Annotated in this window: 21 protein-coding genes; 20 read left to right on the forward strand and 1 reads right to left on the reverse strand. The window is 59.9% G+C overall.

What is annotated here, in order from left to right; genetic code table 11:
* Nucleotides 1–235: 235 nt before the first annotated feature.
* The 18 genes from ABID12_RS19425 to ABID12_RS19510 all read left to right on the forward strand — a co-directional run bounded on the left by ABID12_RS19425 (nucleotide 236) and on the right by ABID12_RS19510 (nucleotide 18,470).
* A complete protein-coding gene (locus ABID12_RS19425) occupies nucleotides 236–601 on the forward strand; it encodes an NADH-quinone oxidoreductase subunit A (RefSeq protein WP_106301251.1) in 366 nt (121 codons plus the stop codon).
* On the forward strand, nucleotides 592–1,170 hold the full coding sequence (locus ABID12_RS19430; RefSeq protein ID WP_024707024.1) for a NuoB/complex I 20 kDa subunit family protein: 579 nt from the start codon (nucleotides 592–594) through the stop codon (nucleotides 1,168–1,170). The genes ABID12_RS19425 and ABID12_RS19430 overlap by 10 nt, the downstream gene beginning before the upstream one ends.
* 15 nt (nucleotides 1,171–1,185) lie before the next feature.
* Nucleotides 1,186–1,782, forward strand: a complete 597-nt coding sequence (locus tag ABID12_RS19435) for an NADH-quinone oxidoreductase subunit C (RefSeq protein ID WP_354435729.1) — start codon at nucleotides 1,186–1,188, stop codon at nucleotides 1,780–1,782.
* A gap of 10 nt (nucleotides 1,783–1,792) precedes the next feature.
* On the forward strand, nucleotides 1,793–2,227 hold the full coding sequence (locus tag ABID12_RS19440; RefSeq protein WP_354435730.1) for a GFA family protein: 435 nt from the start codon (nucleotides 1,793–1,795) through the stop codon (nucleotides 2,225–2,227).
* Nucleotides 2,224–3,414 (forward strand): NADH-quinone oxidoreductase subunit D, encoded by a 1,191-nt coding sequence (locus ABID12_RS19445; protein WP_106301242.1) that lies wholly within the window; start codon nucleotides 2,224–2,226, stop codon nucleotides 3,412–3,414. The genes ABID12_RS19440 and ABID12_RS19445 overlap by 4 nt, the downstream gene beginning before the upstream one ends.
* A 122-nt stretch (nucleotides 3,415–3,536) precedes the next feature.
* The gene (gene nuoE, locus ABID12_RS19450) at nucleotides 3,537–4,502 is read left to right on the forward strand and encodes an NADH-quinone oxidoreductase subunit NuoE (protein ID WP_106301239.1); all 966 of its coding nucleotides are present in this window, start codon (nucleotides 3,537–3,539) and stop codon (nucleotides 4,500–4,502) included.
* Nucleotides 4,503–4,511: 9 nt separating this feature from the next.
* Nucleotides 4,512–5,810 carry an NADH-quinone oxidoreductase subunit NuoF gene (gene nuoF, locus ABID12_RS19455; RefSeq protein ID WP_319519603.1) on the forward strand — a complete coding sequence of 433 codons (1,299 nt, stop codon included), beginning with the start codon at nucleotides 4,512–4,514 and terminating at the stop codon, nucleotides 5,808–5,810.
* Between the two features lie 4 nt (nucleotides 5,811–5,814).
* Entirely contained in the window at nucleotides 5,815–6,174 is a 360-nt protein-coding gene (locus ABID12_RS19460) for a pentapeptide repeat-containing protein (RefSeq protein WP_354435731.1), read from the forward strand.
* Between the two features lie 82 nt (nucleotides 6,175–6,256).
* Nucleotides 6,257–8,338, forward strand: a complete 2,082-nt coding sequence (nuoG, locus tag ABID12_RS19465; protein WP_354435732.1) for an NADH-quinone oxidoreductase subunit NuoG — start codon at nucleotides 6,257–6,259, stop codon at nucleotides 8,336–8,338.
* Nucleotides 8,339–8,348: 10 nt separating this feature from the next.
* Nucleotides 8,349–9,395: an NADH-quinone oxidoreductase subunit NuoH gene (gene nuoH, locus ABID12_RS19470; RefSeq protein ID WP_354435733.1), complete on the forward strand. Its 1,047-nt coding sequence runs from the start codon at nucleotides 8,349–8,351 to the stop codon at nucleotides 9,393–9,395.
* Between the two features lie 40 nt (nucleotides 9,396–9,435).
* Nucleotides 9,436–9,927 (forward strand): NADH-quinone oxidoreductase subunit NuoI, encoded by a 492-nt coding sequence (nuoI, locus tag ABID12_RS19475; protein WP_319519606.1) that lies wholly within the window; start codon nucleotides 9,436–9,438, stop codon nucleotides 9,925–9,927.
* 139 nt (nucleotides 9,928–10,066) lie between these two features.
* On the forward strand, nucleotides 10,067–10,681 hold the full coding sequence (locus tag ABID12_RS19480; RefSeq protein ID WP_354435734.1) for an NADH-quinone oxidoreductase subunit J: 615 nt from the start codon (nucleotides 10,067–10,069) through the stop codon (nucleotides 10,679–10,681).
* Nucleotides 10,682–10,724: 43 nt separating this feature from the next.
* Complete coding sequence (nuoK, locus tag ABID12_RS19485) at nucleotides 10,725–11,033, forward strand: NADH-quinone oxidoreductase subunit NuoK (protein WP_106301220.1); 309 nt, start codon at nucleotides 10,725–10,727, stop codon at nucleotides 11,031–11,033.
* A 7-nt stretch (nucleotides 11,034–11,040) separates the two neighbouring features.
* The gene (gene nuoL / locus ABID12_RS19490) at nucleotides 11,041–13,050 is read left to right on the forward strand and encodes an NADH-quinone oxidoreductase subunit L (protein WP_106301217.1); all 2,010 of its coding nucleotides are present in this window, start codon (nucleotides 11,041–11,043) and stop codon (nucleotides 13,048–13,050) included.
* The gene (locus ABID12_RS19495; protein ID WP_319519607.1) at nucleotides 13,050–14,561 is read left to right on the forward strand and encodes an NADH-quinone oxidoreductase subunit M; all 1,512 of its coding nucleotides are present in this window, start codon (nucleotides 13,050–13,052) and stop codon (nucleotides 14,559–14,561) included. The genes nuoL and ABID12_RS19495 overlap by 1 nt, the downstream gene beginning before the upstream one ends.
* Before the next feature lie 17 nt (nucleotides 14,562–14,578).
* Complete coding sequence (gene nuoN / locus ABID12_RS19500; protein WP_354435735.1) at nucleotides 14,579–16,018, forward strand: NADH-quinone oxidoreductase subunit NuoN; 1,440 nt, start codon at nucleotides 14,579–14,581, stop codon at nucleotides 16,016–16,018.
* Entirely contained in the window at nucleotides 16,019–16,789 is a 771-nt protein-coding gene (locus ABID12_RS19505; RefSeq protein WP_354435736.1) for a biotin--[acetyl-CoA-carboxylase] ligase, read from the forward strand.
* Nucleotides 16,790–16,796: 7 nt separating this feature from the next.
* On the forward strand, nucleotides 16,797–18,470 hold the full coding sequence (locus tag ABID12_RS19510; protein WP_319519610.1) for a ribonuclease J: 1,674 nt from the start codon (nucleotides 16,797–16,799) through the stop codon (nucleotides 18,468–18,470).
* Between the two features lie 361 nt (nucleotides 18,471–18,831).
* Here ABID12_RS19510 and ABID12_RS19515 read toward each other — a convergent pair whose 3' ends face one another.
* Nucleotides 18,832–19,704 carry a MurR/RpiR family transcriptional regulator gene (locus ABID12_RS19515; protein ID WP_354435737.1) on the reverse strand — a complete coding sequence of 291 codons (873 nt, stop codon included), beginning with the start codon at nucleotides 19,702–19,704 and terminating at the stop codon, nucleotides 18,832–18,834.
* A gap of 149 nt (nucleotides 19,705–19,853) precedes the next feature.
* Between ABID12_RS19515 and ABID12_RS19520 the strand changes: the two genes are divergently transcribed.
* Complete coding sequence (locus ABID12_RS19520; protein WP_354435738.1) at nucleotides 19,854–20,636, forward strand: N-formylglutamate amidohydrolase; 783 nt, start codon at nucleotides 19,854–19,856, stop codon at nucleotides 20,634–20,636.
* Nucleotides 20,636–21,145: a TRAP transporter small permease subunit gene (locus ABID12_RS19525; protein WP_354435739.1), complete on the forward strand. Its 510-nt coding sequence runs from the start codon at nucleotides 20,636–20,638 to the stop codon at nucleotides 21,143–21,145. The genes ABID12_RS19520 and ABID12_RS19525 overlap by 1 nt, the downstream gene beginning before the upstream one ends.
* Nucleotides 21,146–21,151 lie beyond the last annotated feature (6 nt).

The raw sequence follows: 21,151 nt of genomic DNA on the forward strand, positions 1-21,151 counted from the left end.
CGTGTCGCCGGGCGCAGCAAATTGCCGCACCCTTAAATAAGCCCTGCAACGGGTATAAAAACGCCGCATTTCGTCCGTCACCGAATGCTGCAGCGCGACGAAATGAAGTCATAATTGGCTTGCGCGAGCGCGTCGGCTGCGCTAACCACAACCCCGACATCTATCAATTTTCGGTCTCGCGGTTTATTCTGCGAGTGCGCTGACCCGGGCGCCATCTAACGGCAAGGGTGTTTTTATGGCTGAAGTCCTCAGTTCCTATATTCCGATCGTCATCTTTATCGCAATCTGTCTCATCATCGGGCTTGCCCTGATGGTCGCGCCCTTTGCGCTGGCCTTCAAGGCGCCCGATGCAGAAAAGCTTTCGGCCTATGAGTGCGGTTTCAACGCGTTTGATGACGCCCGCATGAAGTTCGATATCCGCTTCTATCTTGTTGCGATTCTGTTCATCATCTTTGACCTCGAAGTGGCCTTCCTGTTTCCCTGGGCGGTATCCTTCGGGACAATCGGCTGGTTCGGTTTCTGGTCGATGATGGTGTTCCTCGGCGTGCTGACGATCGGCTTCATCTACGAATGGAAAAAAGGAGCACTCGAATGGGAGTGAGCCAGGACGAAACGCTGGTCGCGCCGGTGCCCAAAGGCGTCGTTGACCCGATGACCAACAAGCCGGTCGGCGCTGACGACCGCTTTTTCGGTGAAATCAACAATGAGCTTGCCGACAAGGGCTTTCTTGTTACCTCGTCCGCGCAGCTGATCACCTGGGCGCGCACCGGCTCGCTGATGTGGATGCAGTTCGGTCTTGCCTGTTGCGCCGTCGAGATGATGCAGATGTCGATGCCGCGTTATGACTGTGAGCGCTTCGGTTTTGCCCCGCGCGCTTCACCGCGCCAGTCGGATGTGATGATCGTTGCCGGCACGCTGACCAACAAGATGGCGCCCGCGCTGCGCAAGGTCTATGACCAGATGCCCGAGCCGCGTTACGTCATCTCGATGGGGTCGTGCGCCAATGGCGGCGGCTATTATCACTATTCCTATTCCGTCGTGCGCGGCTGCGACCGGGTTGTTCCCGTCGATATTTACGTGCCGGGCTGTCCGCCCACGGCCGAGGCGCTGCTTTACGGCGTGCTTCTGCTGCAGAAGAAGATCCGGCGTACCGGCACGATCGAGCGATAGCGGCTGGAGACCATTATGAGTGAAGTTTTGAACGAACTCGGCGCCCATATCCGCGAGGCCTGCAATGGTGTCCACGATAGCCGTGTCGCCCATGGCGAGTTGACCGTGTTCACGACGCCGGAAGCGATTGTGGATGTCGCGAAATTCCTGCGTGATGACGGGCAGTGCGCTTTCGTGAACATCATTGATGTTTGCGGTGTCGACTGGCCCGGACGCGAAAAGCGTTTCGACGTCGTCTACCACCTTCTGTCGCCGACCCAGAATGTCCGTATCCGCATCAAGCTTGCGGTGGAGGAAGATGAGGTCGTGCCGTCGATCACTTCGATCTTTCCCGGCGCCGACTGGTTCGAGCGCGAGACCTGGGACATGTACGGCATTCCCTTCTCCGGCCATCCGGACCTGCGCCGGTTGCTGACCGATTACGGTTTCGAGGGCCATCCGCTGCGCAAGGACTTTCCGACGACCGGCTTTGTCGAGCTGCGTTATGACGAGGAAGCCAAGCGGGTGATCTACGAGCCGGTCGAGCTTCGCCAGGAATTCCGCAGTTTTGATTTCCTGAGCCCTTGGGAAGGACCCGAATATGTCCTGCCCGGCGACGAGAAGGCGAGCTGAGGAGCGTGTGATGGCTGAACGGCTTTCTGGCGGCTGTATCTGTGCTGCGATTCGTTTTACCGCTGTCCCGGTAAACGATGAGATGGGCGTTTGCCATTGCGGCCTGTGCCGTCGCTGGAGCGGTGGTGCCGGTTTTCTCGGTGTTGAATGCGGCACGGCCGTGGACGTCGAAAACGGGGACATGCTCGGCGTCTACAAATCGTCCGAGTATGGAGAGCGCGTATTCTGCAAGACCTGCGGAACGACGCTTTTCTGGCGCATGCAGGATGGTTCCGACATTGTCGTTTCCGCCCATGCTTTCGATGCACCGGGTGTCTTCCGCTTCACCAGCGAGATTTTCATCGACGAAAAGCCGGACAACTACGCCTTCGCCAACGAGACCAAGAAGATGACGTCCGCAGAATTCTTTGCGGCTTATGCTGCACAACAGGATCCATCGGCATGACTGAACATAATGTCCGCAATTTCACGATCAATTTCGGCCCGGAGCATCCGTCTGCCCACGGCGTGCTGCGTCTGGTGCTGGAGCTGGACGGCGAGATCGTAGAACGTGTCGACCCGCATATCGGCCTGCTTCACCGCGGAACCGAGAAGCTGATCGAGAGCAAGACCTTCCTTCAGGCCGTGCCGTATTTCGACCGCCTCGATTACGTGGCGCCGATGAACCAGGAACACGCTTTCGCGCTTGCCGTGGAAAAGCTGCTGGAGGTCGAGATCCCGATCCGCGGGCAGCTCATCCGCGTGCTGTTTTCCGAAATCGGCCGTGTTCTCAACCATCTTTTGAACTCGACGACCGCCGCCATGGACGTCGGCGCGCTGACCCCGCCGCTGTGGGGCTTTGAAGAGCGCGAAAAGCTGATGGTGTTTTACGAGCGGGCCTGTGGCGCGCGCATGCATGCGGCCTATTTCCGCCCCGGCGGCGTGCATCAGGATCTTCCGCCGGAACTGGTCGAGGATATCGGCAAGTGGTGCGAGCAGTTCCCGGCGCGCCTTGATGACATCGAGGCGCTTCTGGCCGGCAACCGCATCTTCAAGCAGCGCAATGTCGATATCGGCGTTGTTTCGCTTGACGATGCCTTCGCCTGGGGCTTTTCCGGCCCGATGGTGCGTGGTTCGGGTGCTGCCTGGGATCTGCGCCGCGCGCAGCCCTATGAATGCTATTCCGATCTCGATTTCGATGTTGTGATCGGCAAGAATGGCGACTGTTATGACCGCTGGGTTCTGCGCATCAACGAGATGCGCGAATCGGTGAAGATCATGAAGCAGTGCGTCGAGCGGCTTCTGGGCGATGCCAAGACCGGCCCGTTCAATTCCATGGACGGCAAGGTGGTACCGCCCAAGCGCGCGCAGATGAAGCGCTCGATGGAAGCGCTGATCCATCACTTCAAGCTCTACACCGAAGGCTATCATGTGCCGGAAGGTGAGGTTTATGCCGCCGTTGAAGCGCCGAAGGGCGAATTCGGCGTCTATCTGGTGTCCGACGGCACCAACAAGCCTTACCGCTGCAAGATCCGCGCGCCGGGCTTTGCCCATCTTTCGGCAATGGACTTCATGTCGAAGGGCTATCAGCTTGCCGACGTCACCGCCATTATCGGGACGCTCGACATCGTGTTCGGTGAGGTGGACCGGTGAAGCCAGACGCCTTTGAACTTTCAAGAACCGCTTTTTGCTGTCCCGGACCGGTTGAAGGCCGGTACCAGAACATGGGATATGCGAGAGCTGTGACTAAAACCTCCGAAGAGGTATAAGAGAGCATGTCCGTTCGTCGACTAGCCGAAGAGAATGTCCAGCCTGCCGCATTTGCGTTTTCAGACGAGAATGCCGCCTGGGCCGAAGCCACGATCAAGAAATATCCCGAAGGCCGCCAGCAATCCGCCGTCATCCCGCTTTTGATGCGCGCGCAGGAACAGGAAGGCTGGGTGACGCGCGCGGCGATCGAAAAGGTCGCCGACATGCTGTCCATGCCGCTGATCCGGGTGCTCGAGGTCGCAACCTTCTATACCCAGTTCCAGCTGAAGCCGGTGGGCACCAAGGCCCATATCCAGGTATGCGGCACGACGCCCTGCATGCTGCGCGGGGCCGGCGACCTGATCAATGTCTGCAAGAAGAAGATCGGCGCGGCAGCGCTTGAGCCGAATGCCGATGGCACGCTGTCCTGGGAAGAGGTCGAATGCCAGGGCGCCTGTGCCAACGCGCCGATGGTGATGATCTTCAAGGACGCCTATGAAGACCTGACGCCGGAACGGCTTGAGGAAATCATCGATGCATTCGAGGCCGGTCGCGGTGACGAAATCAAGCCCGGTCCGCAGATCGACCGCTGGTTTTCCGCCCCTGAAGGCGGCTTCACCTCGCTGACGGATGATGACGACGATGCGGTAACGGCCCGTGAGGACGAGACCGAAGACGACGCCGGTTCGCCCGAAGCGATCAACGGCGCCAAGGGCGATCGCCCGCCGGCCGCCGAAGAGAAGCCGGAAGACCCTGACGATCTGAAAATGATGTCCGGCGTCGGCCCGAAGATCGAGAAGCTTCTCAACGATATCGGCATCTACAAGTTCGAGCAGATTGCGGCATGGACGCCCGGCGAATGCGCCTGGGTCAATGAATCGCTGAAGCTCGGCGGTCGCATCGAACGTGACGAATGGGTGCGTCAGGCCGGAGTGCTGGCCAAGGGCGGCATCGAGGAATATGAAAAAGTATTCGGCAGAACAGCGCGCTAGGAGTGAAGCATGTTAAAGGATAGGGATCGCATCTTCACCAACCTTTACGGCCATCGGGACACGTCCCTGAAGGGCGCGATGGCGCGTGGTTCGTGGGACAATACCAAGGCGCTGGTCGACAAGGGCCGCGACTGGATCGTTCAGGAAATGAAGGATTCGGGGCTGCGCGGCCGTGGCGGCGCGGGCTTTCCGACAGGGTTGAAATGGTCGTTCATGCCCAAGGATGACCGTCCACATTATCTTGTTGTGAATGCTGACGAATCCGAGCCCGGCACCTGCAAGGACCGCGAGATCATGCGTCATGATCCGCACCATCTGATCGAGGGCTGCCTGCTTGCCGGCGTCGGTATGGGGGCGCATACGGCCTATATCTATGTCCGCGGCGAGTTCATGCGCGAGCGTGAGGCGCTGCAGGCGGCGATCGACGAATGTTACGATGCCGGCCTTCTGGGCAAGAACAACAAGTGCGGCTGGGACATGGACGTGATCGTCCACCACGGCGCAGGCGCTTACATCTGCGGCGAGGAAACGGCGCTTCTGGAAAGCCTTGAGGGCAAGAAGGGCCAGCCCCGTCTGAAGCCGCCATTCCCGGCGAATATGGGCCTTTACGGTCTTCCGACCACGGTCAACAACGTCGAATCGATTGCGGTCGCGCCGACGATCCTCAGACGTGGCGCAAGCTGGTTCTCCTCCTTTGGCCGTCCCAACAATGTCGGCACCAAGGTGTTCATGGTCTCCGGCCATGTGAACCGTCCCTGCGTGGTTGAGGAAAGCCTTGGCATTACCTTCCGCGAGCTGATCGAAAAGCATTGCGGCGGCATTCGCGGCGGCTGGAACAATCTGCTGGCGGTGATCCCCGGCGGCGCATCCTGCCCGGTGGTCAAGGCCGAGGACATGATGGATGTGCAGATGGATTTCGATGGCCTGAAGGAAGTCAAATCCTCCTTCGGGACCGGCGGCGCCATCGTCATGGACAAGTCGACCGATATCATCAAGGCGATCGCGCGGCTGGCCGAATTCTTCAAGCATGAAAGCTGCGGCCAGTGCACGCCGTGCCGCGAGGGCACCGGCTGGATGTGGCGGGTGATGGAACGCATGGTCGAAGGCCGCGCCCAGAAGCGCGAAATCGACATGCTGTTCGAGGTCACCAAACAGGTGGAAGGCCACACGATCTGCGCGCTCGGCGATGCCGCCGCGTGGCCGATCCAGGGCCTGATCCGCAATTTCCGTCCGGAAATCGAAAAGCGGATTGACCAGTACACGGCCAATGCCACGTCGGAAGGCGCGGTGATGGAAGCGGCGGAGTAGGGGGATGGACATCCACGGACAGGCCACATGCATCGACGCAAGGAAAAGCGATCTTTCGGGATCGAGCTTCGACGATGTCAACCTGTCCGGGGTTTCCCATGAGAACGTCAATCTCTCGGGCGGCAAGTATCATCGTATCACGTTGTCCGGCTCCAGCTTCGATGATGTGAACATGTCGGGGTGCGGGTTCGAGAATGTGAATATGTCGGGGTGGCGCGTGAACAACGCCAACTTCTCCGGCATGGTGGTGACGGATGCCAATCTCTCCGGTGTCTCGATCAGCGATTGCCGTCTCGACGGCATGACGGTCGAAGGCATCGATGTCGGCGCAATGCTGGCGCTGTGGAAAGAACATAAGGCTTGAGACGAGGCCCTGACCGGGCGCACGCAAGCGAGAATGGACTGTCGGCGGCCTTTGGATCGTCGGCGAAGCGGGAAGAACGGATATGGTAAATCTGATTGTTGACGGCAACGAAATCGAGGTTCCCGACCACTATACGCTGCTGCAGGCGGCGGAGGCGGCGGGCGCCGAAATTCCGCGCTTCTGCTTTCACGAGCGGCTGTCGATTGCCGGCAATTGCCGCATGTGCCTGATCCAGGTGAAGGGCGGGCCGCCGAAGCCGGCAGCCTCCTGTGCCATGGGGGTCAAGGATATTCGCGGCGGACCGGATGGCTCGCTGCCGGAAATCTACACGAAGACGCCGATGGTCAAGAAGGCGCGCGAAGGGGTGATGGAGTTCCTGCTCATCAATCATCCGCTCGACTGCCCGATCTGCGACCAGGGCGGCGAATGCGACCTGCAGGACCAGGCCATGGCCTTCGGCATCGACGCTTCGCGCTATCAGGAAGACAAGCGCGCCGTTGAGGACAAGTATATCGGCCCGCTGGTCAAGACGGTGATGAACCGCTGCATTCACTGCACGCGCTGCGTCCGCTTCACCACGGAAGTGGCCGGAATTTCCGAGTTGGGCCTGATCGGCCGCGGCGAGGATGCCGAGATCACCACCTATCTGGAACAGGCGATGACGTCGGAGCTGCAGGGTAATGTCGTCGACCTTTGCCCGGTCGGCGCGCTGACCTCCAAGCCGTTCGCCTTCACCGCTCGTCCGTGGGAGCTGAACAAGACCGAATCCATCGACGTGATGGATGCCGTCGGTTCGGCGATCCGCGTCGATACGCGCGGCCGCGAAGTGATGCGTATCATGCCGCGCGTCAATGAAGAGGTGAACGAGGAGTGGATCTCCGACAAGACCCGCTTCATCTGGGACGGTCTGCGCACCCAGCGCATCGACAAGCCCTATATCCGCGTCAACGGCCGTCTTCAGGCGTCCAACTGGAACGATGCCTTTGCCGCGATCAAGTCCGCCGTCGACGGTGTTTCCGGCGACAGGATCGGCGCGATTGCCGGCGATCTGGCCACGGTTGAGGAAATGTATGCGCTGAAAGGGCTGATGGCCTCGCTCGGTTCGGTCAATGTCGACTGTCGGCAGGACGGGACGGCGCTTGATCCGTCGCTTGGCCGCGCAAGCTACCTGTTTAACCCGACGATCGAAGGCATTGAAAACGCTGACGCTCTGCTGATTATCGGCGCCAATCCGCGCTTCGAGGCATCGGTTCTCAACGCCCGTATCCGCAAGCGTTTCCGCAAGGGCAATTTCCCGATCGGCGTGATCGGCGAACATGCCGACCTGCGTTACGACTACGAGTATCTCGGCGCCGGTCCCCAGACGCTTTCCGATCTGGCTTCCGGTTCGCTCGGTTTTCTCGACGTGCTGAAGAACGCCGAGCGTCCGATCGTTCTGATCGGGCAGGGCGCCCTGACCCGCGAAGACGGCGCGGCGGTGCTGGCTAAGGCGGCTCAGCTTGCCGGCGATGTCGGTGCGGTGAGCGAAGACTGGAACGGCTTTGCCGTGCTGCATACCGCAGCATCGCGCGTCGGCGGTCTCGATATCGGCTTCGTGCCGGGCGAGGGCGGCAAGACCGCGGCCCAGATGCTGGGCGATACCGACGTTCTGTTCCTGCTTGGCGCCGACGAACTTGATTTCTCCGCCAAAAAGGCCGGGTTCACCGTCTATATCGGCTCGCACGGCGATGCCGGCGCGATGAATGCCGATGTGGTTCTGCCGGCTGCGACCTATACGGAAAAGTCGGGCACCTACGTCAACACCGAGGGCCGCGTGCAGATGACCAGCCGCGCAGGCTTTGCGCCGGGTGACGCCCGCGAGGACTGGGCGGTGCTGCGTGCGCTTTCCGGCATTCTCGGCAAGACGCTGCCCTACGACTCGCTGATGGCGTTGCGTGCAGCGATTTATGGCGAATATCCACACCTTGCTGCGCTTGACGCGGTCGCTGACGCTGATATCAAGGCGGTCGAAACGGCGGCATCGAAGGGTGGGGACCTGGGCGAAGCCGGTTTCGTCTCGCCGATCACCGATTTCTACCTGACCAACCCGATTGCCCGGGCCTCTGCCGTGATGGCCGAATGCTCGGCGCTGGCGCGCAATAATTTCAAGGCAGCGGCGGAATAAGGACCGAACAATGGATTCTTTTCTCTCAACCTATCTCTGGCCCGGACTGATCATGGTCGGTCAGTCGCTGCTGCTGCTGGTCCTTCTGCTCGTCGGTATCGCATTCATCCTGCTGGCCGACCGCAAGATCTGGGCCGCCGTGCAGATGCGGCGCGGACCGAATGTGGTTGGGCCGTTTGGCCTGTTCCAGTCCTTTGCCGACCTGTTCAAGTTCGTGCTGAAGGAGCCGATCATTCCGGCCAGTGCCGACAAGGTCGTGTTCCTGCTGGCGCCGCTGATCACGGTGACGCTGGCGCTGGCCACCTGGGCGGTGATGCCGGTGGCCGATGGCTGGGTGATTGCCAATATCAATATCGGCATTCTCTATGTTTTCGCGATTTCCTCGCTTGAGGTCTACGGCGTGATCATGGGCGGCTGGGCGTCGAACTCGAAATACGCCTTCCTCGGCTCGCTGCGCTCTGCCGCGCAGATGGTGTCCTACGAAGTGTCGATCGGGCTTGTGATCGTTACCGTGCTGCTGACGGTCGGCTCGCTGAACCTTTCGGATATCGTCTATGCACAGGAAACCGGCCTCGGCACCATGCTCGGCCTGCCCAACTCGTTCCTTGACTGGAACTGGCTGGCGCTGTTCCCGATGTTCATCGTGTTCTTCATCTCCGCCCTTGCCGAAACCAACCGTCCGCCCTTCGATCTGCCGGAAGCGGAATCGGAACTGGTTGCCGGCTTCATGGTGGAATATGGCTCGACCCCGTACATGATGTTCATGCTCGGCGAATATGCGGCCATCGTCCTGATGTGCGCGATGACCACGACGCTGTTCCTCGGCGGCTGGCTGCCGATCCTGGATGTGCCGGTGCTGAACTGGGTTCCCGGCGTGATCTGGTTCCTGATCAAGGTCTGCCTGTGCTTCTTCATGTTCGGCATGGTGAAGGCATTCGTGCCGCGTTATCGCTACGACCAGCTGATGCGTCTCGGCTGGAAGGTCTTCCTTCCGCTGTCGCTCGCCATGGTCGTCATCGTGGCCTTCGTTGTTAAACTGACCGGCTGGGTGGGCTGATTGATGGTACTTTTCGAAGTGCCGGATTGGAGAATTTGAAATGGGTTCTGTTGCTCAGGCTTTCAATGCCGTCTTCCTGAAGGAGTTCGTCGGCGCGTTCTTTCTGACGATGCGCTACTTCTTCGCCCCGAAGTCGACGGTCAATTACCCCTTCGAAAAGGGACCGGTGAGCCCGCGTTTTCGCGGTGAGCATGCGCTGCGTCGTTATCCCAACGGCGAGGAACGCTGCATTGCCTGCAAGCTGTGCGAGGCAATCTGTCCCGCCCAGGCGATCACCATCGAGGCCGGCCCGCGCCGCAATGACGGCACGCGCCGCACGGTGCGCTACGACATCGACATGGTGAAGTGCATCTATTGCGGTTTCTGCCAGGAGGCATGTCCCGTCGAGGCCATTGTCGAAGGGCCGAATTTCGAATTCGCGACCGAAACGCGCGAAGAACTTTACTACGACAAGGAGCGCCTGCTCGCCAATGGCGACCGGTGGGAGCGCGAAATCGGGCAGAACATCGCCATGGACGCACCTTATCGCTGAGATTTGAACAATAAGTGGCCGGGCGGCATAAAGCCGGCCGGTGAGACGATTTGAGAACGGAAAGCCTGGCCAAGTCGGCTGGTTTTTCAATGAGACGCGTCCGGGGTTCCCGCGGCGTACAGGAAGAGAAGGCACCAAGATGGGTCTCCAGGCTCTTTTTTTCTATATTTTCGCGTTTATCGCCGTGGCCTCGGCGTTCATGGTGATTTCCGCGCGGAACCCGGTCCATTCGGTCCTGTTTCTGATCGTGGTGTTCGTGAATGCCGCTGCGCTGTTCATTCTGGCCGGCGCGGAATATCTCGGCCTGTTGCTGCTCGTCGTCTATGTCGGCGCGGTCGCGGTGCTGTTCCTGTTTGTGGTGATGATGCTCGACATTGATTTCACGGCGCTCAGATCCGGCATCTTGCGCTATGCGCCGATTGGCGCGCTGATCGGCGTCGCGCTTCTGGCCGAACTGATCATCGTTGTCGGCGGCACCTTCATCTCCCCGGAGATCGCAGCCAATACCGCGATGCCGATGGCGCCGCTTTCCGAATCCTCCAGCATTCAGACGCTGGGCGATGTGATCTACACGCATTACGCCTATTTCTTCCAGGTCGCCGGCCTCATCCTTCTGGTGGCCATGATCGGCGCGATCGTGCTGACGCTGAAGCATCGCACCGACGTCAAGCGCCAGAACATCGGCAAGCAGGTGGCGCGCACGCCGGAAACAGCGCACGAGGCCGTCAAGGTCAAGCCCGGACAGGGCCTGTAAATTTAAGAGAATTTAGCAGGGATACGGACTCAAGGACAGAGCAATGGAAATCGGACTTTCCCACTACCTGACGGTCAGTGCCATACTTTTCACGATCGGCGTTTTCGGCATCTTTCTGAACCGAAAGAACGTCATCATCATTCTCATGTCCATTGAGCTGATCCTGCTTTCGGTCAATCTCAACATGGTCGCGTTTTCTTCGTTCCTGAATGACGTGGTCGGTCAGGTCTTCGCGCTTTTCATCCTCACGGTGGCAGCGGCCGAAGCGGCGATCGGATTGGCGATCCTCGTGGTGTTTTATCGTAACCGCGGCTCGATTGCGGTCGAAGACGTCAATATGATGAAGGGCTGACTACCAGATGATTTACAAACTCATCATTTTCCTGCCGTTGCTCGGCTTCCTCATCGCAGGCCTCTTCGGAAACCGTATGGGCGCGAAGGCCACCGAATGGCTGACCATCGCCTTCATGGCCGTTTCCGCCATCCTGTCCTGGTACGTGTTCATCTCGGTCGGTTTCCTGTCGCATGCAGAGGATCTGGTAATCCAGGTTCCGGTGATGCAGTGGATTTCCTCCGGCAATATCGATGTTGCCTGGTCGCTGAGGATCGACACGCTGACCGCCGTCATGCTGGTCGTGGTCAATACGGTGTCCTGTCTCGTCCACCTTTATTCGGTGGGCTACATGCACGACGATCCGCATCGTCCGCGCTTCTTTGCCTATCTGTCGCTGTTCACCTTCGCGATGCTGTCGCTGGTCACCGCCGACAATCTGCTGCAGATGTTCTTCGGCTGGGAAGGCGTTGGCCTGGCCTCCTATCTTCTGATCGGCTTCTGGTACAAGAAGCCGTCGGCCTGCGCTGCCGCGATGAAGGCCTTCATCGTCAACCGTGTGGGTGACTTCGGTTTCCTGCTCGGCATTGCCGGCCTGTTCTTCCTGGCGCATTCCATCAATTTCGAGCCGATCTTCGCCGCCGCCGAACGCATTGCCGACGACCATGCGGTTGCCGTTGCTGCGGGCGAGCAGGCGCCGGTGCTGCACTTCCTCGGCATGGACCTGTCGCTGATGCACGCCATCACCGCGGTCTGCCTGCTGCTGTTCATGGGCGCCATGGGTAAGTCGGCGCAGTTCCTGCTGCACACCTGGCTGCCGGACGCGATGGAAGGCCCGACCCCGGTTTCGGCCCTGATCCACGCCGCCACCATGGTGACGGCCGGCGTCTTCCTGGTTGCGCGCATGTCGCCGCTGTTCGAACTGTCGCCGTCGGCACTCACCTTCGTCACGCTGATCGGTTCGGTCACCGCGCTGTTTGCCGCGACGATCGGTCTGGTGCAAAACGACATCAAGCGTGTGATTGCCTATTCGACCTGTTCGCAGCTCGGCTACATGTTTGCTGCCCTTGGGGCAGGGGCATACGGCGCTGCCGTGTTCCACCTGTTCACCCACGCCTTCTTCAAGGCGCTTCTGTTCCTGTGCGCCGGTTCGGTCATCCATGCCGTTTCCGGGGATCAGGACATGCGCCGCATGGGCGGTCTGAGGAAGCATATTCCGATCACCTTCTGGGGCATGATCTTCGGCACGCTCGCCATTACCGGCGTCGGCATTCCCGGCACGATCTTCGGTGCGGCCGGTTACTTCTCCAAGGATGCGATCATCGAGGCGGCTTTTGTTTCGCCAAGCCCGCTGGCCGGTTTCTCCTTCTGGGCACTGGTGATTGCCGCCGTGCTGACGGCGTTCTATTCATGGCGCCTGATTTTCATGACCTTCTTCGGCAAGCCGCGTGCCTCCTCGGACGTCATGCATCACGTGCATGAATCGCCCTGGGTCATGCTGATCCCGCTGATCGTGCTGTCGGTCGGCGCGCTGTTTGCCGGTGTGGTCTTCGCCGAGTTCTTCTACGGCCATGACTACAGCGAGTTCTGGAAGGGTGCGCTGTTTACCGGGCCGCATAACGAGGTTCTGGAAGAGCACCATCACGTGGCGCTGTGGGTCAAGCTGTCGCCGTTCTTCGCCATGCTGATCGGTACGGTGGTCGCGATCTACATGTACCTGATCAAGCCGGCATCGGCGCCGGCGATGGCGCGTGCCTTCCCGCGGATCTACGCATTCCTGCTCAACAAGTGGTATTTCGATGAACTGTACGATTTCCTGTTTGTCCGCCCTGCGAAAAAGCTCGGGCACTTCCTGTGGCAGAAGGGAGATATCGGCGTGATTGACCGGTTCGGACCCAACGGCATTGCGGCGCTGGTCGTTGATGTCACCAACCGCGTGGTCAAGCTGCAGTCCGGTTATTTGTACCACTATGCGTTTGCAATGCTGATCGGCCTGGCCGCTCTTGTAACGTGGATGATGCTCGGAGGGGCGCTGTAATGAGCGACTGGCCAATTCTCTCGACAGTCACCTTCCTGCCTCTCGTCGGCGTGGTGCTGATCCTGTTTACCCGCGACGACAATGAAGCGGGGCTGCGCAACATTCGCAATGTGGCGCTGCTGACGACGCTGTTTACCTTCGTGGTGTCGCTGTTTATCTGGGTCAATTACGATCCCGCCGATCCGAACTTCCAGATGATCGAAAACCATGCCTGGCTCGGCACAGGGATTTCCTATCATCTCGGCGTTGACGGCATCTCGATGCTGTTCATCCTGCTGACCACGGTGCTGATGCCGCTGTGTATCCTCGCCTCCTGGGAGGCCATCACGCACCGTGTGAAGGCCTACATGATTGCGTTCCTCATTCTGGAAACGTTGATCATCGGCGTGTTCGTTTCGCTCGATATCGTGATGTTCTACGTCTTCTTCGAGGCGGGACTGATCCCGATGTATCTGATCATCGGCATCTGGGGGCATGACCGCCGCGTCTACGCGTCGCTGAAGTTCTTCCTCTACACCTTCGCCGGTTCGGTGTTCATGCTGCTGGCGATCATGGCGATGTACTGGGTGACGGGCACCACCAGCGTGCCGGTGCTGCTGGAGTATGATTTCCCGGTCAACATGCAATACTGGTTATTCCTCGGCTTCTTCGCCTCGTTTGCGGTGAAGATGCCGATGTGGCCGGTGCATACCTGGCTGCCGGACGCCCACGTGGAAGCGCCGACGGCGGCCTCGGGCGTGCTGGCGGGTGTTCTCTTGAAACTCGGCGGCTTCGGCGTGCTGCGCTATTCGATGCCGATGTTCCCCGATGCCTCCTATTATTTCGCGCCGCTGATCTTCGCGCTGTCGATCATCGCCATCATCTACGCTTCGCTGGTGGCGCTGATGCAGACCGACATGAAGAAGCTGATTGCCTATTCCTCGGTCGCGCATATGGGCTACGTCACCATGGGCATGTTCTCGGCCACCACCGAGGGCATCGAGGGCTCCATCTTCCTGATGCTGTCGCACGGTATCGTGTCCGGTGCGCTGTTCTTCTGCGTCGGTATCGTCTATGACCGCATGCATACGCGTGAGATCGCCGCATTCGGCGGGCTTGTGCACAATATGCCGAAATTCGCGGTCGCCTTCATGATCTTCACCATGGCCAATGTCGGGCTTCCCGGCACATCGGGCTTCATCGGTGAATTCCTGACGGTGATCGGCGTGTTCCAGGTCAATACCTGGGTGGCTGTGTTTGCGGCCACGGGTGTCATCCTCTCGGCCGCCTATGCGCTGTGGCTGTACCGTCGGGTGATTTTCGGCGCACTGGAGAAGGACAGCCTGAAGGCATTGCTCGATCTTTCCATGCGCGAGAAGTTCGTGCTGTATCCGTTGATCATTCTGACGATTTTCTTCGGTGTATATCCCGAACCGATTTTCGCGGCGATCCACGGGCCGGTCGCCCAGATCGTTCAACATTATGACGCTGTTCTGGAAGCCACCAAGAACATCGCGCTGCCGGTATACTGAGACAGGATCTTTTGGACATGACCTCGGAACTCCTACTTTCAAGTCTGAAGCTGATCATGCCGGAGCTGATCCTTTCGATTGGCGCTATGGTCCTGTTGATGATCGGAGCCTTTGCTGGCCGCAAGAGCGGGCCGACCATCGTCGCGCTTGCCGTGGCCCTGCTGCTGTTCGCCGGCGGCTTCCTGTTCTGGGCGGGCAATGGCGAGGCGTTTAACGGCTCGCTCACCTTCAACGCCTTCACCCGCTTCATGCAGCTTCTGGTGCTGATCGGCGCGGCGCTGTCGATGATCCTGTCTGTCGGCCACGAAGAACCGGAATATCTCGACCGTTTCGAGTTTCCGGTGCTGATGCTGCTGTCGACCACCGGCATGATGCTGATGGTCTCGGCCAACGACATGCTGGCCTTCTACATGGGCCTCGAGCTGATGTCGCTGCCGCTTTACGTGATCGCTGCGATCAACCGCGACAGCCTGCGCTCGACCGAAGCGGGCCTGAAATATTTCGTGCTCGGCTCGCTGTCGTCCGGCATGCTGCTTTACGGCATTTCGTTGATTTACGGCTTTACCGGCAATATCGGTTTCGAGGCCGTCGCCAATCAGATTTCGCTCGGCGAAACCGGTCTCGGCTTCATCTTCGGCATGGTGTTCGTGCTGGCCGGCATCACCTTCAAGATTTCCGCCGTTCCCTTCCACATGTGGACGCCGGATGTGTATGAAGGCGCGCCGACGCCGGTCACGGCCTTCTTTGCCTCCGCGCCAAAGGTTGCGGCCATGGCGATCATCATTCGCCTGCTGATCGATGCCTTCGGCCCGGCCATTGATCAGTGGCGTCAGGTCGTGGTCTTCATCTCGCTTGCCTCGATGGTGCTCGGTGCATTCGCCGCCATCGGTCAGCGCAACATCAAACGGCTGATGGCCTATTCCTCGATCACCCATATGGGTTATGCGCTTGTCGGCCTTGCGGCAGGAACCGAAACCGGTGTCCGCGGTGTGGTTATCTACATGGCGATCTATCTGTTCATGACGCTCGGCACATTTGCCGTCATCATGGCGATGCGTCTGAAAGAGGGCGGCAATGTCGAGAACATCGACGATCTTGCCGGTCTTTCCAGGACCAAGCCGGTCATGGCGGTGGTGCTGACGGCGCTGATGTTCTCGCTTGCCGGCGTTCCGCCGCTTGCAGGCTTCTTCGGCAAGTACTTCGTGTTCCTGGCGGCGATCGATGCAAAGCTCTATACGCTGGCCATCATCGGTGTCCTGTCTTCCGTCGTGGCCGCGTTCTACTATCTGCGCGTCGTCAAGGTGATGTGGTTCGACGAGCCGGCCGTGGAGTTTTCGCGGGTGGCAAGCGAGTTGCGGTTCGTGTTCGGTCTCGGTGGTCTGTTTGCCATTGGCTACCTGCTGTTCGGCGGCCCGCTGAACTCGGCAGCCGGCGCAGCCGCAGCGGCGCTGTTCTAGATGGCAGCGGGAAAGCCCGCGGCTGCTGGCAGCTATCGGCATGATGCGCTTGACGAAGTGGTCTCGACCAATCTGAAGGCGATGGAACGGGCCGAGGGGGGCGACCCCGGCGGCCTGTGGATCACAGCGGAACGACAAACAGGCGGACGGGCACGGCGCGGACGCAACTGGGTTTCGGAGCGAGGCAATCTTTATGCCTCGCTTCTGCTTATTGATCCCGCACCTGTTTCGGCGATGTCTTCATTGCCGCTGGTTGCCGCCGTTGCCGTTCACGGGGCGGTGACGCGGATGATGGCCGGGCAGGCGGCCGAGGTCGCGATCAAATGGCCCAATGACGTTCTGATCGACCGCAAGAAAGTGTGCGGCATTCTGCTGGAAGGCCGGAAACTGGCCGATGGCCGGTTTGCCGTTGTCGTGGGTATCGGCGTCAATGTTGGATTTTCGCCGGAGAGCGCCCCATATCCGGTTGCAAGACTGGCCGATTATGTGGCTGGCGCCGACCCCGCCGTTCTGTTTGCCCATCTGTTTGAGATCATGGCGGAAGAACTTTCGATCTGGGATAGCGGAAAAGGCGTGCGAAAAACCGTTGCGCGCTGGCGTGCAGCCGCATGCGGTATTAACGAACGGATCACGATCAATCTGGCCCGCGAGCAGGTCTTCGGGCTTTTTACCGGCATTGATGATGCCGGGATGCTGAAACTTGAAACGGAAGAGGGCACGCGCACTTTTGCTGCCGGCGATGTCTTCTTCGAAAACAACAAGACTGGATAACGCTTCAATGGCGGACAACAACGCTGAACTGGTTTTCCTGCCCCTCGGCGGGCTGGGCGAAATCGGTATGAACCTTGCCCTTTACGGCTATGGACCCGCGGAAAAACGCGAATGGATCATGGTCGATTGCGGCGTCACCTTTCCGGGCGCGGATCTGCCCGGCGTCGACCTCATTCTCCCTGACATCGAATTCGTGCGCGAGCAGCGCGCCAATCTGAAGGCGATGATCATCACCCACGCGCATGAAGACCATTTCGGCGCGATCAACGACCTCTGGCCGGGCCTGAACGTGCCGATCTACGCCTCGCCGTTCACGGCAGGCCTGCTGGAATCCAAGCGCGCCTATGAAAAATCGATGGGCGAAATTCCCGTCACCATCTTCAAGGCGGGCGACACGATCAATGCCGGGCCGTTTTCGGTCGAGGCGGTCGCCGTCAATCACTCGATTCCGGAGCCGATGGCGCTGTGCATCCGCACGCCGCTTGGCAACCTCGTCCACACCGGCGACTGGAAGATCGACGAGGCGCCGTCGCTCGGGCCGAAGACCGACGAGACCCGTCTGCGCGCGCTTGGCGACGAGGGCATTCTGGCGCTGATGTGCGATTCCACCAATGCACTGCGCGATGGCGTGTCGCCGTCGGAGCAGGAGGTTTCCGAAAGCCTGCGCAAGGTGATCGAGAATGCCGAAGGCCGTGTGGCGCTGACCAGCTTTTCGTCGAATATCGGCCGTATTCGTTCCATCGCCAAGGCTGCCGAAGAGGCCGGCCGGGAAGTGCTGCTGCTCGGTTCCTCGCTGAAGCGCGCCGTTCAGGTTGCCCGTGACATCGGGCTGATGGAAGGCGTCAAACCCTTCGTCGATGAAGACGAGTTCGGCTATATCCCGCGCGACAAGGTGGTGGCGATCCTCACCGGCTCGCAGGGCGAAAGCCGTGCGGCCCTTGCCAAGCTTTCGCGGGACGAGATGCGCAATGTCGCGTTGGCTGCCGGCGATCTCGTGGTGTTTTCCTCGCGCGCCATTCCCGGCAATGAAAAGGCGATACAGGACGTCAAGAACGGGCTGATCGAGCAGGGCGTTCATATCCTCACCGATAATGAAGCGCTGGTGCATGTGTCGGGCCATCCCCGCCGCAATGAACTGAAGCAGATGTATGAATGGGTCCGGCCCGATATTCTGGTTCCGGTCCATGGCGAGGCTGCACATCTGACGGCGCAAAAGGAACTCGGCGAACAGTCGGGCATCGCCCATGTGCCGCGCGTGCGCAACGGCGACATGCTGCGCCTTGCTCCCGGCGAGCCGGAGGTGATCGATCATGTCGAGGCCGGCCGCATCTTCAAGGATGGCAAGCTGATCGGTGGGTTCGACGAGATGGGCATCGGCGAGCGCCGCAAGCTCTCCTTCGTCGGCCATGTCGCGGTCAATGTTCTGCTGAACAGCAAGTTCGAGTTCGCCGGCGATCCGGATGTGGTGCCGATCGGCCTGCCGGGCTTCGATGACGAGGACGAGAAGATGGAGGACGTGCTGTTCGACGCCGTTCTGGGCGCTGTCGAAAGCATTCCGCGCTCGCGCCGCAAGGATCTCAAAATGGTCAAAGAAGCGGTGCGCCGTTCCGTGCGCGCTGCGGCCAATGAGTGCTGGGGCAAGAAGCCGGTCGTGACCGTGTTTGTGAACCGGCTTGGGTGACGCCGGCCACTCTCTCAGGCGTCATCCTCGTGCTTGACACGAGGATCCAGTGACGGTCGCGATAAGAAACCGATTGAGGTGTATGGTTCGGGATAAAAACCGGTAACCGGCGTCATGTGTGGAGAACGACATGGATCCTCGTGTCAAGCACGAGGATGACCCAAGTGGGAAGCGTTGTGGTCAACAGAAGGCCCGGAATTATGGTCGGATCGTTAAACCGGACACCGGTGGGGCAAGCCCGAACATGACTCCGGTGAGGGTGGAAGAGAGATATCTTCTATCGATCCGTCAAGTTATCGTGTCAAATTCGGTCTCTATGCAGGAAAGTTCGTAGACCGCTTCCACTTCAATCTGAAGGGCTTCACCCCGGACGCCTGAACAGTCGGCTCTGCTCGAACAGGCCTTCCAGCTGACTGATGCGCTGGCGGGTCTTGTCCCAGCTTTTCGCCTGAACCGCCTCGATCAGCGCCTCCACCACGAACAGCGTCACCACGGACGAGTCCCAAGCGGACGGCGCCTCGATATTGACGCGGAAGGTGTGGCGGGCAAATTTTGTCACCGGCGAGGCCCACTGATCGGTGAACAGGATGATCTCGACGCCGTTTTCACTGGCAACGCGGGCCAGTGTGGCCATGTCCTGTTCGTAGCGGCGAATGTCGAAGATCACCAGAACATCGCCGTTGGCCATGTTCAGCATGTGTTGCGGCCATGAACCGGAATTGGACGACATCAGCGTCGTCTTCGGCCGGATCACCTGCATATGGGTATAGAAATAACCGGCAATCGCGCCGGTGATGCGCCCGCCGACGAAATAGACGGCGCGGTCGAGATCCGAGAGAAGCGCCGCAGCACCACCGAACGTCTCCTGATCGAGTTGTGACAGTGTGCGGCGCATATTGTCGATGGCCGCTTCGCCGAAGCGGTTGAGGATATGCGTGTCGGGCACATTGCGCGCCAGCCGGTCATGTTTCGCGATCGGGTTGGAAAGCGTCGCCTCCAGCTCCTGATGCAGGCGGGCCTGAAACTCGCCATAGCCCTTGAAACCGAGCTTTTGCACCATGCGCGCGACCGTCGGGGTCGAGACATCGGCGTTTTCCGCCAGCGTGGTGATGCTGCCGAGGCCGGACACCGGGTAATTCTCGGTGATCGTATCGGCGAGGCGCTTTTCCGAACGCGTCAGTTCGCCGTAGCGCGCGGCGATTGTCTCGGCGACAGTCCTGGACCCATCGGTCAATCTTCGTCTCCTGTTTTTCCGCCATTTAGGAACGGCGCGGCCGGTCCGTCAATGGAAAATATGAATAGAAGTTTTCACTGACTGATTGACATCGACCATTTTCTGAAGAACTATTTACAAAACCAAATGCAGAAAATGCAGGGGAACAGATGTTGGGAAAGCCGGGGCTGTTGAGCGCCCGCGATGGTGCGCCCGTCATTGTCGAGCGCGCATCCGGCCAAAGCAGGATCATGCTGATTTGCGAACATGCCGGCCGGGCCATTCCCGAACGCCTCGGCGACATGGGGCTGGCGGCTGACCTGCTTGAAAGCCACATCGCCTGGGACCCGGGCGCGCTAGCGGTTGCGAAGCTTTTGAGCGCGGCCCTCGATGCGACGCTGGTGCATCAGCGGTTCTCCCGTCTGGTCTATGACTGCAACCGGCCGCCCGAAGCGGCGGATGCCATTCCGGATGTCAGCGAGATTTACGACGTGCCGGCCAATAGCGGCCTTGGCCCGGTGGCAAGAGCCGAGCGCGCCGAGGCGCTTTACCTGCCGTTCCACGAACGCATCGACACGCTGCTGGATGAGCGCGCGCTTGCCGGGCGCAAGGCAATCATCGTCACGATCCATTCCTTCACGCCCGTCTTCAAGGGCAAAAAGCGCGATGTCGAAATCGGCATTCTGCATGACCGGGACCGCAGGCTTGCCGATTGCATGCTGGAAAGGGCAGGTGCTGCCGGTGGTTATGACGTTCGCCGCAACGAGCCCTATGCGCCGGTGGATGGCGTGACCCACACGCTGCGCCGCCATGCGCTGCAGCCCGGGCTGCTCAATGTCATGATCGAGATCCGCAACGACCTGATCGCCGATGCGGCGGGGCAGGGCGCGGTTGCGGGTTTTGTCGCGGGGCTTTTGAGCGAATGCCTCGACAGCATGCGGGAGGTGGCCTGATGCCGCAGGCGATCAAGACCTATGTGCGCTGTATCGACGGCTTCAACCGCGTGGTCGGCCGCATCGCCATGTGGCTGATTTTCGTGATGATGGGCATCCTGCTCTGGTCGTCGGTTTCCAAGACCTTCTTCAATCCGTCGCTGTGGACGCTGGAAATGGCCCAGTTCGTGATGACGGCCTACTACCTCGTCGGCGGCGCCTATTCGCTGCAGCTCGACAGCCATGTGCGCATGGACCTCATCTACGGCCGCTGGTCGCCGCGCCAGCGGGCGGTTGTCGACGCCGTCACGGTATTCATGCTGTTCACCTATCTGATCTTTCTTATGATCGGCGGGGTGTCTTCGACCAGCTACGCGTTGCAATACGGCGAGACCTCCTATTCCAGCTGGTCGCCCTATATGGCGCCGATCAAGATCACCATGGTCATCGGCATTTTCCTGATGTTCCTGCAGACGACCTCGATCTTCCTCAAGGATCTGGCAAAGGCGCTGGGGAGGCCGATCACGTGAGCCTTT

It is taken from the genome of Martelella mangrovi, assembly GCF_040545495.1.
Classification (GTDB): Bacteria; Pseudomonadota; Alphaproteobacteria; order Rhizobiales; family Rhizobiaceae; genus Martelella; species Martelella mangrovi.